11 protein-coding genes and 1 pseudogene are annotated in these 13,549 nt (G+C 49.1%); 4 read left to right on the top strand and 8 right to left on the bottom strand.

Annotated elements, in window-relative coordinates; all coding sequences use genetic code 11:
• The 3 genes from IO95_RS16820 to IO95_RS16810 form a co-directional block, all read right to left on the bottom strand.
• On the bottom strand, positions 1-2,079 hold a 2,079-nt coding region (locus IO95_RS16820), incomplete at its 3' end, for a DUF2207 domain-containing protein (RefSeq protein WP_037386194.1).
• A 173-nt stretch (positions 2,080-2,252) separates the two neighbouring features.
• Positions 2,253-4,334, bottom strand: coding sequence for a DUF2207 domain-containing protein (locus tag IO95_RS16815; protein WP_023492707.1), 2,082 nt, complete (start codon positions 4,332-4,334; stop codon positions 2,253-2,255).
• Positions 4,335-4,336: 2 nt separating this feature from the next.
• Positions 4,337-4,879: a LemA family protein gene (locus IO95_RS16810; RefSeq protein ID WP_023492706.1), complete on the bottom strand. Its 543-nt coding sequence runs from the start codon at positions 4,877-4,879 to the stop codon at positions 4,337-4,339.
• A 166-nt stretch (positions 4,880-5,045) separates the two neighbouring features.
• On the opposite strand from IO95_RS16810, the gene IO95_RS16805 reads away from it, so the two are divergent.
• Positions 5,046-5,678: an FMN-binding negative transcriptional regulator gene (locus tag IO95_RS16805; protein ID WP_023492704.1), complete on the top strand. Its 633-nt coding sequence runs from the start codon at positions 5,046-5,048 to the stop codon at positions 5,676-5,678.
• 28 nt (positions 5,679-5,706) lie between these two features.
• On the opposite strand, the gene IO95_RS16800 is transcribed toward IO95_RS16805, so the two are convergent.
• Positions 5,707-6,345: a flavin reductase family protein gene (locus tag IO95_RS16800; RefSeq protein WP_023492703.1), complete on the bottom strand. Its 639-nt coding sequence runs from the start codon at positions 6,343-6,345 to the stop codon at positions 5,707-5,709.
• Positions 6,346-6,459: 114 nt separating this feature from the next.
• Between IO95_RS16800 and IO95_RS16795 the strand changes: the two genes are divergently transcribed.
• The 3 genes and pseudogenes from IO95_RS16795 to IO95_RS16790 all read left to right on the top strand — a co-directional run bounded on the left by IO95_RS16795 (position 6,460) and on the right by IO95_RS16790 (position 9,570).
• Complete coding sequence (locus IO95_RS16795; RefSeq protein ID WP_235186783.1) at positions 6,460-6,987, top strand: tyrosine-protein phosphatase; 528 nt, start codon at positions 6,460-6,462, stop codon at positions 6,985-6,987.
• Between the two features lie 182 nt (positions 6,988-7,169).
• Positions 7,170-7,322, top strand: a pseudogene (locus tag IO95_RS25300) (DUF4277 domain-containing protein); the annotation flags it as partial.
• A 190-nt stretch (positions 7,323-7,512) separates the two neighbouring features.
• Entirely contained in the window at positions 7,513-9,570 is a 2,058-nt protein-coding gene (locus IO95_RS16790; protein ID WP_023490036.1) for a PhoX family phosphatase, read from the top strand.
• 85 nt (positions 9,571-9,655) lie between these two features.
• Here the strand turns inward: IO95_RS16790 and nanQ are convergent, their stop codons facing one another.
• The 4 genes from nanQ to IO95_RS16770 form a co-directional block, all read right to left on the bottom strand.
• On the bottom strand, positions 9,656-10,123 hold the full coding sequence (gene nanQ, locus IO95_RS16785) for an N-acetylneuraminate anomerase (RefSeq protein ID WP_023490037.1): 468 nt from the start codon (positions 10,121-10,123) through the stop codon (positions 9,656-9,658).
• Between the two features lie 112 nt (positions 10,124-10,235).
• Positions 10,236-11,126 (bottom strand): threonine/homoserine exporter RhtA, encoded by an 891-nt coding sequence (gene rhtA / locus IO95_RS16780; RefSeq protein ID WP_037386193.1) that lies wholly within the window; start codon positions 11,124-11,126, stop codon positions 10,236-10,238.
• A gap of 183 nt (positions 11,127-11,309) precedes the next feature.
• Positions 11,310-12,782, bottom strand: coding sequence for a HAMP domain-containing sensor histidine kinase (locus IO95_RS16775; protein ID WP_023490039.1), 1,473 nt, complete (start codon positions 12,780-12,782; stop codon positions 11,310-11,312).
• Positions 12,783-12,785: 3 nt separating this feature from the next.
• A complete protein-coding gene (locus tag IO95_RS16770; protein ID WP_023490040.1) occupies positions 12,786-13,499 on the bottom strand; it encodes a response regulator transcription factor in 714 nt (237 codons plus the stop codon).
• Positions 13,500-13,549: the final 50 nt, after the last annotated feature.

Raw genomic sequence — 13,549 nt, 5'->3', positions numbered from 1 at the left:
ACCACCACCTGCTCCATCACCGGACGAACCCCCATCCGAAGAGCCTGAACCACTATAGTTTGAACTTGATGAATTCGAACCTGATGAATCTGAACTATTGCTGGTGCCGGGTGTTGGGCTGGAGCATGAACTGCAGCTCTGGCTGAAATGGTGCAGGCTATGCAAATTCGTCGGGTCAAACAGGGTGGACATGGCTCCTGTAGCGATCAGATACTGGGCAAAAGTATTAGCCCAGGTTTTACCGACGTCTAACGCCAGGGCTACCGGTAGCAGCCTTTCAAAGTGAGACACCAACTGATCCGGTGGGTAAAGGGATTGATAACGGTATTTTTCTGCCGCACACAGGTAGAGTTTTAACCCTTTGGCTATCGCCAGGTCATTCAACCCTTTTTGGCTGTAACGAGGGATAAACCAGTAAAAGCTCACACACAGAATGCTGGACACCAATAGAGCGCCAATGTAACCCGCAGGGAATTGGCTGAGAGATAGCATCTCGAGCATCGCGCTACCACTGGTGAAGGTCAGACTCAGCCCGACGATCATACAAATGATAAAAAGAAGAACAAGAATAAAAACAGGGATGCTACCTTTTGGGTCGCTGATTATTGTGCCGAGCCTGAACAACATCTTCAGCGCCACAGAAAGCACCGCTAGCCCCAACAGTAGAAATAATAGGGAGAACGTGCTTTTCATTGCGATACCCGGGTCGAAAAACACCCCACAAATAACCGGGTTCAGTAATAGGATGTAGATAGCGCGTCGTACCGATTTACCGACTAGATTGAAAAGTTGCGGTTTTTGTTTTTCGCTGCGCTCTTTTAGCCAGATACGGGCATTCTGCATTGGGCGCTGATAGGCCACACTGAGATTAAGATTTTTACGCTTGCCTGGAAATAGCATCTTCAGTAACAACTTATCGTTATTATCTAACTGCTTATTGCCTTCCTCGGGTAAACGGGACAACCATTGCTCGTTATTTGAACTGGTTTTTAAAGCTTCACTGGCGGCGGATTGGTCCCCTTTTTGGGTAAGAGCGATACCTCGTTTGGCAACCAGGTTGAGCAGATCACTACTGAACGCAATATCATCATAGGCACGCTTGGTTATATAACGCAGATAACCGGGTGATAGCGTTGCAGGTAACTCAAACAGCGGCACGACCACTGGCATTTTTAACCCGGGAGCGAACACATTTTTACGCCACCAAAACAGGCAGTAACCGAGCAGTAATAACGCGGGTATCCATAGCACTGCGGTTTTTAGGGTAGGTAACAGCAAGCGTGATAAAGGAGAATGAGCTAGTGGTGCTGGTGCAGTGGCCAGAATAGCGCGGGGCCAGGTATAAGCGACGGTCAGCCCTTCTCCTTGTGCCAATGGCTGCGAGGTGACCACGCTGCCATCAGGCAGGATGCGGGCATTATGCTGTTTTTCCCCTTTGGTACCGGTATAGACATCAATGGTGCGTAGACGGCTATCCCGCCCTTTATTATCCAGATAATAACGGGCTTCAGGTAATTCCAGGTGGAAGCTGGCGCTATCTATGGGGTAGGCCCAGCCGTTACCGGTGACATTCCAGTAAAGTTCATCCCAATCGGGGAAGCGGCTAAAATGGTTACTGACCTGATACTGGATCTCATAGTTATAGACACCGGGTTGCAGCAGTCGATCTGCGCTACCCATGCGTATTGTGAGCGTTTCATTGGTTCTATCCAGGCTATAGGGCTCGGGAAAGCCGTTACGTAACACCTGGATTATCTGATAGTTAACGTTGAACAGTTTGCCATCTTGCCGGTTCCAGCGTAATGGCAGAGTACGGAAAATCCCCCGATGGATCTGTTGCCTGAGGGCTTGTAGCTTAATCTTCTCCTGCATCACCATGCTGCCATCGGGATTGAAACGAGCACGGGCGTCAAAAGAGAGAATATGTTCATAGGTGGAATTAGGCTCAGATGCGAATTCGGGTATCTGAATTGAGCTGTGTGGAGCCAAAATATTAACATCAGAGGCTAAAGCAGGCCCAATGGTCAAGCTGCATAACAGGCAGAGACCATATAATAACTGACTAAACCATGCTGACATTCGTTATCCATCCTGTTTAACTGCCTGTCTTCAAGCTTGAGAAAAGCCGCAGTTTTAAAGTGACATCTCGTCAAAATAATCCAAGTTGCAGCGCTATTTAAATGGTTTACTGTCTGCAACTTGGCGATATCACCCAATTATTTTAATCAGTTAACGTCTGAGCGGAATGCCAATTACCAGCCACCGCCGCCGCCACCGCCCGAGCCGCCACCGGAAGAACCCCTCCCCGAAGAGCCGGAGCCACTAGAGCTGGATCTTGATGATCTCGAGCCACTGCTAGGGCTGGGTGTCGGTTTGGAGGATGAACTGCAATCTCGGTTGAACCTATGCAGGTTATCCCAATCCGTAGGGGTAAACACCTCGGACATGGTGCCGGTAGTGATCAGATACTGGGCAAAGGTATTGGCCCAGGTTTTACCCACGCCGAGGGCCAGGGCCACAGGTAACAGTCTTTCAAAATGCGACACCAACTGATCCGGCGGGTAAAGGGATTGATAACGGTACTTTTCTGCCGCACCCAGGTAGAGTTTTAATCCTTTGGCTATCGCTAGATCATTCAACCCCTGCTGTGTATAACGAGGGATACGCCAGAAAAAGATCAGACATAGCAGAATGGACGCCAACAGCGCGCCAATATAACCTGCAGGGTATTGGGTGGCATCCAGCATGACGAACATCATGCCAGCACCGAAGGAAATAACGCCTAGCCCGAAGATGGTAAAGAAGATAAAAAACAGGACGCGTCCTTTGGTATCGCTGATTACTGAGCTTGGCCTGAACAACATCATCAGTGGCAGAGAAAGCAGGGTTAACCCCAACAGTAGAATTAATAAGGCGAAAGCGGTCACTATGGCGACGCCAGGGTGGAACAACAAACCGCATATGAGAGGGATCAGCAATAGAATATAGACAGCTCGCCGTACCGCTTTCCCTAACCGAGTGAAAAGCTGTGGTTCCTGTTTTGTACAGCACTCCTCTAGCCAGATACGGGCATTCTGCATCGGGCGCTGGTAGGCCACACTGAGATTAATATTCTTGCGATCATTTGCAAACAGGGTTTTCAACAATTGCTTATCGTTGTCATTTAACTGTGTATTACCCGCACTAGGTAACAGCGACAGCCATTGCTCCGGTTTTGCCAACCGTTTAAAAAACCCCCAACCTGAAGATTTCCCCTCTTTTTGGCTAAGAGCAACGCCACGTTTGGCAACCAGGCTGAGTAGATCACTACTAAACGCAATATCATCATAACTACGTTGAGTGATAAAGCGTAAATAGCCGGGGGATAACGCCGCGGGTAACTCAAACAGCGGCACGATGGCTGGCATTTTTAACCCGGGACCGGTCACATTTTTGCGCCACCAAAACAGGCAGTAACCGATAAGTAACAACACCGGTATCCAGAGCGCAGCGGTTTTCGCGGTCGGTAACAACAAGTGCGCAATAGGGGAGTTGGCTTGTGGGTCCGGCGCATTGGCAAGAATAGTGTGCGGCCAGGTATAAGCGACAGTCAGCCCTTCACCTTGTGCCAGGGGGTGCGAGGTGACCACACTGCCATCAGGCAGGATGCGGGCATTATGCTGCTTTTCCCCAAATGCACCGGTATAGATATCAATGGTGAGTAGACGGCCATCGCGTTTTCTATTATCCAGATAATAACGGGCTTCGGGTAATTCCAGGTGGAAGCTAGCGCTATCGATGGGGTAGTCCCAGTCGTTACCGGTGACGTTCCAGTAAAGTTCATCCCACTCGGGGAAGCGGCTAAAATGGTTACTGACCTGATACTGGATCTCGTAATCATAAACCCCCGGTTGCAGCAGTTGCTCTGCGCTACCAATCCGCACTGTGAGGGTTTCGCCCGATTTTTCCACGCTATAAGGTTCGGGAACGCCGTTACGCAACACCTGGATTATCTGATAGTCAACGCTGAAAATTTTGCCATCTTGCCGATCCCAGCGTAATGGCAGGGTACGAAAAATCCCCCGACGGATCTGTTGCCCGAGGGCTTGCACCTTAATATTTTCCCGCATCACCATGCTGCCATCACTGTTTAAGCGAGCATGGGCATCAAAAGCAAGAATATGCTCATAGACAGATTGAGGCTCTGAAGCGCTATCCGCTGCCTGAATGGCGGTGGTGTAATCCGTTTGCCTATCCGGGACTGAGATAAGAACATCGCTGGCTAACACTGAGCCAATGGCCAAGCTCCATAATAGGCAGACGACATGTAATAACTTACCAGGCAACCTTGCCATTTTTAATCCATCCTAGGTACGCTAGCATCTTCAGGGTTGTCGAGTTCGAAAAACGCTTCGGTTTTAAAATTGAACAAACGGGCCAACAGCAAACTGGGGAAGGACTCTACCAGGATATTTAAATCGCGCACGGTACCGTTGAAATAGCGGCGAGCCATCTGCAGTTGCTCTTCTATTTCAGCCAGGGTCTGTTGCAGAGAGAGAAAGTTCTCATTGGCTTTCAGTTCCGGATAAGCTTCCGCCAGCGCGAAGATACGCCCCAGAGTCCCTGAATACTGCCGCTCATCTTCGGCAATTTGACTCGGGCTGCCAGTGAGATTACTACGCTGACGAGCAATCTCTTCCAGTAACTCTTTTTCGTGCTGCGCATAACGCTTCACCAAACTGAGCAGATTAGGGGCCAAGTCATGACGGCGTTTCAGTTGTACTGAAATGCCACTCCAAGCTTCGTCTTTGAAACGGCGTAGGGAGATAAAGCGGTTATAGGTGATGATTACCCAGAGAAGTACAACGGCAATAACAGCCAGGCCTATATAAATTTCCATTTTTTAACCTATGTAATTCGAGATAAATTTCTCTACTCAGCTCATTTAGGTGAGGGCGTGATGGACGTAAATTGGCTAGTTACGCGCTATATTACTGCACTGCCACCATCAGGTAAATTGGGACTCATCCTAAGTATCCTCTACAACGTTAAGGAATTGACACCCTATGTATCAACCAGCCGCATTCCGTGAAGACGACTTAGCCAGCCAATTGGCATTAGTGCGCGCCAATCCTTTAGGTTTGCTGATCAATCAGAGTTCTCTTGGGTTGCAGGCAGACCCGGTTCCCTTTCTGGTTGATAGTGATGATCAAGGGCAGGTCATACTGCGAGCGCATCTATCACGCGCCAATCCCCATTGGCAACTACTGCAATCAGCGCAGGAATGCTTGGTGGTATTTCAGGGGGCACAAGGCTATATCTCGCCAGGTTGGTATGAAACCAAACGCCAGACAGGGAAAGTGGTTCCTACCTGGAATTATGAGATGGTGCAGATGTGGGGCATCCCCAAGGTGATAGAACAGGCAGACTGGCTGCACCAACAACTGGTTGCGTTAACCGCGCAACAGGAAGCGAAGCAGCAGCAACCCTGGCAGGTTGAAGATGCGCCAGCGGATTATCTTTCAGCCATGATGAAAGCGATTGTCGGAGTTGAAATCACCGTTACTCGGCGTGAGGGTAAATGGAAAATGAGCCAGAACCGCAATAGTGCTGATATCAATGGGGTGGTCGCCGCACTCGGTGCGGGTGATGCCGCACAACAGCAGTTGGCGGCGGAGATTGAGCGGCGGCGTCGATAAACCGGCTATGGGCTACTGAGCGATGGTTTTACGATTTACGTACATCGGGGCGTACCAGATCAAACCGATGTTGTTCAGAGATCCCGTAATAGGCGGTAGGGCCGCCAGCCCGGAATATCGGCTGTGCCGCTGCGGTCTGGTAGACACCCTGTTCATCCAGTAAGTGGGTAGCAATATGTACGGCTACCACTTCCCCCAACACCAGCCAAGTCTCCAGGTTTTCCCTATTAGCGGTTTGCAACTGGATACACTGGGTTAACCGGCACTCAAAGTTCACCGGGCTTTCTGCCACCCGTTCTGCCTTGACCTTTTGCCCCGGGATGGCGGTCAACCCAGCAAACGCAAATTCATCCTCCCCACGGGGTAATGATGCGGAACTGTTGTTCATGGCTTCTGCCAGCGGTCGCGTGGCTAAGTTCCAGACAAACTCACCGGTCTCCACAATGTTGGCGACACTGTCTTTCCAGCCGACACTGGCAAAGCCGATGATCGGGGGGTGATAATTAAAACAGTTGAAGAAGCTATAGGGTGCCAGATTGCGCTGGCCGTTAGCGCTGAGTGATGAGATCCAGCCGATTGGCCGTGGGCCGATAATGGCGTTTAACGGATCGTGTGCGAGACCATGCCCGGAGGCAGGTTCGTAGTAATAATAGGGTTTGCTATGCATAACTGTTTTTATCAAGTAGGAATAATGCCTTATTTTGACCGTTTTACTGTTGGCTGCAAGCAGCTTGCTGGCTTTTTTGCTGTTAGAGGCGGAATATTAGCCTGATAAATTAAAGTGTATGAAAGTAAGTATGGAGTTTTATCGATGATACATCCGTTTGACATTCTTATCTTAGACAATGGCGCTCAACTGATTTTTACCCCTTGCCCTGGAACTAAAGGGGTTTCCATTATTGATTCCTTAAAATCATTAAAAGAAGCAGGTGCTCGAGCCGTTATCACCATGATGACGATGGTTGAACTGACTGAAAAGCAAGCCGATACGCTACCGTCGCTATGTGCTGAACTTCGTATGGACTGGTATCACTTTCCCGTTGAAGATAGCTGTGCGCCAGGAGAGCCATTTGCGCAGGCATTTGCTCAACAGAAGGCTATTTTGTTGGGGTTAGTTGAGTCAGGCGCGACCATAGTGATCCATTGTCACGGTGGTTCAGGCCGCACAGGTATGATGGCGGCTATTCTGATGCTTGAATTGGGCTATGCTCCGGTTCAGGTGAAAACTCAGATCCAGCTAATCAGGCCTAAATCGCTGACCTCGCCTGTTCAGGTAAATTATCTTGTCAAGAAATACGCTTACGAATAATCACCCGGCTCGCTCTGATCATCAGGAAAGGGGAGGACGTCGCAAATGCAACAAGGCTGTAATTGACAATCCATGCTCAGGGTTCAATACCTGCCTGAGGTTGATCACTATGCAGGTTTGCTGCTTCCAGCACTGGTGCGGAAAGTTCCGTGTTTAGACACGGGCTTTCTCTCACTTGTACATCCGATGTTCTCAACATTACATCGCTCTTCTTTTGTTTACAAAGAGTTATCGGTACTGACAATGCGGAGGACCTCAATGATGATGTGCTTGGCCGTTGTCTCGATGCCCTTTTCGACGCCGATGTCAGCACCTTGTATCAAGTCATCGCAGCGAGCAGACCAACAGACCATTTCGGAGGTATTAGGTGAGCGCTACAGGCAAATTTATTCCTACATTAAATGCGCAATATCGGATTATATAAGCTACTGCAGCATTACTATCATATAAAATCAGTTTTAGTGTCATATTGATAGTTTACAGTCGGCGACGAAATCTCATTCTTCGTACTAGCTGGAGTAAAATATGAGCAAAGCTACCTTTGATCCTACACGCTATAATAAAAGTAATAACGAACCTTTTAATCAAGTGTTGGATAAACATTTATCTCGTCGTAATCTTGTCAAAAGTGGATTAGGTCTTGGGGCGATGGCAGCCTTTGCAGGCATGGGGTTGACTGGATGTGATTCTGGTAGTTCCTCTTCATCAACCTTTACTGAGCCTGTAACACCATTACCACCAACTCAAAGTAGCGCTAAGCTTAACTTTACCTCAGTAAAGGGTGCACGCTTAGATGCGGTAGTCGTTCCTGAAGGTTATATGGCTCAAGTTCTTGCGCCATGGGGAACGCCATTAAATGCCAAGGCTGCCCCATGGAAAGCTGATGGTAGCAATACCGCGGATGACCAAGCAAACTCGGTGGGTATGCACCACGATGGCATGCATTTCTTCCCACTGAACCAAGCAGGTGATGACGGTTTATTGTGTATTAACCATGAATATATCGATGAAATGGCCTTACACCCTAAAGGCCCAACGGTCGATGAAACGACTGGTTTACGCACCATTGTCGATGAAGTGCGTAAGGAAATTAATGCTCACGGAGTGTCTGTTGTCAGAATCAAGCTGACGAATAATCAGTGGGACGTTGTGTATAACGATAGGCATAATCGCCGCTTTACCGGCGCAACAGTGATGGATATCGCTGGACCTCTCGCCTATTCTCCACTGCTTGAAACCCGCTACTCCCCAGATGGCAGTGAAGCACGCGGCACTTTAAATAACTGCGGTAATGGTTATACCCCTTGGGGTACTTACCTCACATGTGAGGAAAACTGGCCTGGGTATTTCGTTAACCGTGGCACACTTACCCCCGATCAAATTCGAATAGGCATCAGTAAAAAATCAACCAATTATGGTTGGGATGGACTTGCGGGTCAAGATGAAGAGCGCCTTGATGAGTTTAGTCGCTTTGATGTGACGCCTAAGGGTACTAGTGCTCGGGATGATTATCGTAATGAAGCCAACGGCCATGGTTATATCGTTGAAATTGACCCATATAATCCCACATCGCGCGCAATTAAGCGCACAGCCTTAGGGCGTTTCCGCCACGAAGGTTGTACATTCGGTAAGTTGAGTGAAGGTAAACCCGTGGTATTTTACTCTGGCCATGATTCGCGTTTTGAGTATCTGTATAAATTCGTGTCGGCAGCACCTTGGAACCCACAGGATGCCAACAGCAGCAATCGCCTCGAAATCGGTGATAAGTATATGAATGACGGTACATTATATGCTGCTAAGTTTAACGAGAATGGTGGTGGTGTCTGGCTGCCATTGACTTTAGATAGTCAAACTACCGATGGTAAAACCTTAGGTGATAGCTTTGCAAGTCTTGCTGATATTATCCTTAATACGGCAGGTGCAGCAGACTTACTGGGTGCAACGCCAATGGATCGCCCTGAGTGGTGCGCGGTTGATCCTTTCACAGGTTCGGTCTATCTGACGCTGACGAATAACTCGCAACGTACCGAAGCCAACCCAGCAAACCCAAGGCTAAAAAATAACTTTGGGCATATTATTCGTTGGGATGAAGGTAATGAAGAGACTGAATTTACCTGGGATATTTTTGTATTTGGCTCGCCAAGTGATGGTAATGATGAAACAAACCTCTCCGGCTTAACGGATCTAAATCAGTTTGCCAGCCCTGATGGACTTGCTTTTGATAAACGCGGGATCTTATGGATACAAACCGATAATGGTGCCAAAGAGGTTGCCGAAGATACTAACGATCAAATGCTGGCGATTGTTCCATCTACACTGGTTGATAGTGCCAATAAGCAAACCACTGTGACAGCCCAAAACCAGATGGAATTAAAACGCTTTTTCGTTGGTCCAAACGATTCTGAAGTCACAGGTTTTGCTATAAGTCCTGATTACACAACGGTATTTGCTAACATTCAGCATCCGGGTAACTGGCCTTATTCAAATAATGCTGCTGAAATCACACCAGCAGGCGTTGAGCTTCGCCCACGTGCTGCTACTGTGGTGATCCGTAAACTCGATGGAAAAGAAGTCGCCGTTTAATCTATATACCCAAGTTAAATGAAGTTGCAGGACAAAACGCTTTGTGCTTTGTCCTGCAACTCGAATTAGTTAGGGTATAGTCTGTTTAATCCAGTAAATCGTAGCGAACTTTAACCACCGCTTTTTTGATGCTTTGAGCTTCTGCCACTTGGCAACCCGGTTTGTGCGCTTCCTGCGGGAAAAAGATGATGAACATACCTGGAGTCAGGTTCAGTGTTTGCTGGCCGCGCGCGATATCCAGCATTTGCAGGTCTTTACTTTCATTATAAGGGTCGCTGTTATCCCAACAGCCAGGTAGGCCAAAATCAAATCGCTCCTCGCCACTGATCAGGATCTGGATGTCGAGATACTTGTGGTGGATTTCCGCACGGTTACTTTCTGCTGGCTTGGTGGTCAGTTCCATCACATTCATAAACACGTTATCGCCATCAATGTCATGGCGACCCAAAGACAAATTGGCAAAATCGTACTGACGCACTTTCTCGATAATCGAAACCAGGACTGGTGAGAGTGCTTGCTCGAAATGGTGATTGCTTAAACTGCCGTATATCATCCTGATTCTCCATAATGAAAAATGAAATAGTGATTCAAAAACAGTAAAGAGTATATACCCAAATTTATTCAAGTCGCAGCGCCTATTGCATCACCTTGCGACTTGAAGAGCGCTACGAGAGACTCTCTATCGTCGGTTTCGGCTTGATGGTCAATGTGGCACCCATCGATGCCACCATAATGGCAGCCATTGCCAGCCATTGTATTGGGGTAAGAAGTTCATTAAGGAAAATCATCCCCGAAAGGGCGGCCAAGGCAGGTTCCAGGCTCATCAAGGTACCAAAGGTTCGTGCCGGGATTTGAGGTAGCGCGATAATCTCTAACGAGTAAGGCAGCGCGGTAGAGAGAATGGCCACCCCCAAAGCCACGGGGAGCACATCGACATTCAGCAGTGCACTGCCGGTTTGCCAGGCACCCAGCGGGCAAAACACCAACGCGGCGATTAATGAGCCAACCGCTACCGTGCCTGGCCCGTGGTCTCCGCCGGCTTTCTGGCCGGAGAGAATATAAATGGCCCAGCAGGCACCAGCCCCCAGCGCACAAAGGGCACCCAGAAGGTCGATTTGACCCATGTTATGGCCGAGAGGGAGCAAAAACCACAGCCCGGCAATTGCCAGTAGCACCCAGACAAAATCAATCGGGCGGCGGGAAGAGAACATCGCCACCGCCAATGGCCCGGTAAACTCCAACGCGACCGCAATACCCAAGGGTACGGTACGTAACGAAAGGTAAAACAGGTAATTCATCCCCCCCAGTGACAAGCCATAAATCAACAGCGGCAACCGGCTACCGGCGTCAAACTTCATGCGCCATGGGCGGAAAATAATAAACAGTATCAGGGTACCAATGCCTAAACGCAGGGTGGTGACACCTTGGGCACCAATCAGTGGAAAAATCGTTTTGGCTAGCGAAGCGCCACTCTGAATTGAGATCATGGCGATAATCAGTAAACACACCGGTATCAAGGTGGAAGAGGCTTTGGCGGTGACAGCAGGTGAAGACATCCTTTTTGACCTTTTGCTTCTTGGCGTTCGGGGGTAAAAACAACGACGACAGTTGCCCAGTGTAAAGCAACCCATTATTTTTGCTAGGGGGTAATTATTCCAGATGGAAGTACATTCTGGTGCTGATATATACCACCGCATTGCAGCAGGCAAACCAGCCTACTGCCTGCCATTTGAAACGCTCTAACGATAAACAGGGATAGGAAAACGGAAGCAGGCGCCGGTTTGTTGCTCCACCAAAATAATATCGCTGCCATGCAGTTGCAGAATACGTTTTACAATCATCAACCCCAAACCACCTACATGGCGACGGGCGTTGCTGAGAATGGACGGGCGAATAAACAGGTCCGGCCGCAATTCATGTGGAATGCCGGGCCCACTGTCATTGATCTGCACCATGACTTTGTCATCCTGTAGCCACAGTTTAACTTCGATCAGGCCATTTGCCGGGGTATGGCGGATGGCGTTATCCAGCAAATTGGTCAGCACCCGTTCCATCATACTCAGATCGGCATTGACCAGTGGCAGGCCGGGCTGAATATTGGCCCGTAGCTGTTGATCACGCGCTTCCACCGCCAGCTCAAATTTCTGGAAGACATCTTGTACCAGCTCACTGAAAGAGAAGGGTTCTTTCTGCGGTTTCACTACGCCATATTCCAATCGAGCCAGTTCGAACAACTCCTGTGCCAGATTGCCCACTTTACGGCTCTGAGCCAAGGCAATATCCAGGTAACGTTGCCGATCATTTTCCGTCAGGCTGGCAGCTTTTACCGACAGGGTTTCCAGATAACCGTGTAGCGAGGTGAGTGGGGTACGCAGGTCGTGAGAGATATTGGCGATGAATTCACGCCGCTGTTGATCCTGCAGTGACAGAGCTTGCCACTGCTCGGTAATACGTAGCGCCATACGGCGGAAGGCTTGTTGCAACAGACTCACTTCATCACGGTGGTTATTACGCTTTTCTGCGGGTGTATTGGCATAATTTTGCAGGGCAACGATACCCTCATTATCGAGCAGGCTAACCTGCTGAGTCAGGCGGCGAATAGGGCGGGTAACCCAATGGAAAGCAATACTCCCCGCCAACAACCCGAACAACACCACTAATCCCATTGACCAGAGTGCTGAGTAAAGGGTGGCGTTGAGCTGCGCATTATTGGCCAGAGCATCATAGTCCTCCCCCAGCAGAACGACATAGAGGAAACCGGCCACCTCGCCATTCACTGTTAATGGCGCGGCGCTAAACACTTTTCTATTGGTCAGATTACGTGGGTCATCACCATAAACCGGTAGTTTTGCGCCCTCAAGTAACGATTGGATGGGTAACAAATCGACTTTTTGGCGCTTTATATGCCCCTGTGGTGCGGCATCAGCCACAATATTGCCTTGTTTATCGAGAAGATAAACTTCCACACTGGGGTTCACCGCCATCAGTTGATCGAACAGGGAGCGTATGGATTGATTGTTCCAGCCTTCTGAACTTAACAACGGATTGCTGGTGGCGATATGTTGCGCCAGATTGCCCGAAAGTTGTTGGATCACTGCATGGCTATATTGCGTGCTGCTGCGCACCTGTAGCAGGCCAGAGAGTGAACAGCAAAGTAACAGTAGCAGGGCAAAAACCAGCGTCAGGCGTTGTGTTAGTGTGAGGTTTTTCATCATCTATCCTTGCGGTGACGCCACGAATTTATAGCCTTTGCCCCACACCGTGATAATCAGTTCGGGCTCTGCCGGATTACGTTCAATTTTGAGTCTTAGGCGGTTGATATGGGTATTAACCGTATGCTCATAGCCTTCATGTTGGTAGCCCCAGACTTGGTTGAGCAGGTTGAGACGAGAAAATACCTTGCCGGGATGGCGGGCAAAAAAGTATAGCAGGTCGAATTCACGCGGTGTCAGCTCTATCTGCTGTTGATTCAGGTGAACTTCGCGGGCGATAGGGTCAATAGTCAGCCCGGCACAACTTAATGTTCCTGCTTCCATGCGTAGGTTATGGGTCATAGCTTCTTGGCGGCGGAACAGCGCTTTTACCCGGGCGACCAATTCCAGCATAGAAAATGGCTTGGCCAGATAGTCGTCCGCCCCCAACTCGAGCCCCAATATCCGATGCACTTCACTGGAACGTGCGCTGATGATGATGATCGGGGTATAACGCGTCATATTGCGGGCGCGACGGCAGATCTCCAGGCCATCAATGCCCGGCAGCATCAGGTCAAGGATCAAGGCATCCCAGCCCCCTTGTTCCAGCATCGCCATACCGAGATTACCGTCAGCAGCATGACTGATGTCATAGCCTTCATCGCGCAGATGTAATTGCAAAAGTTCGGCGATATTAGCGTCATCCTCGACAATCAGAATACGTTTTGTTTTTTGCATGCTGTATCACCGCTCTTTATTTACCTTATTGAAGTCTACACAACCGCCAG

Source organism: Serratia sp. DD3, assembly GCF_000496755.2.
Note: the sequence above shows the minus strand (reverse complement) of the source record. Positions and strands in the feature narration are given on the sequence as shown.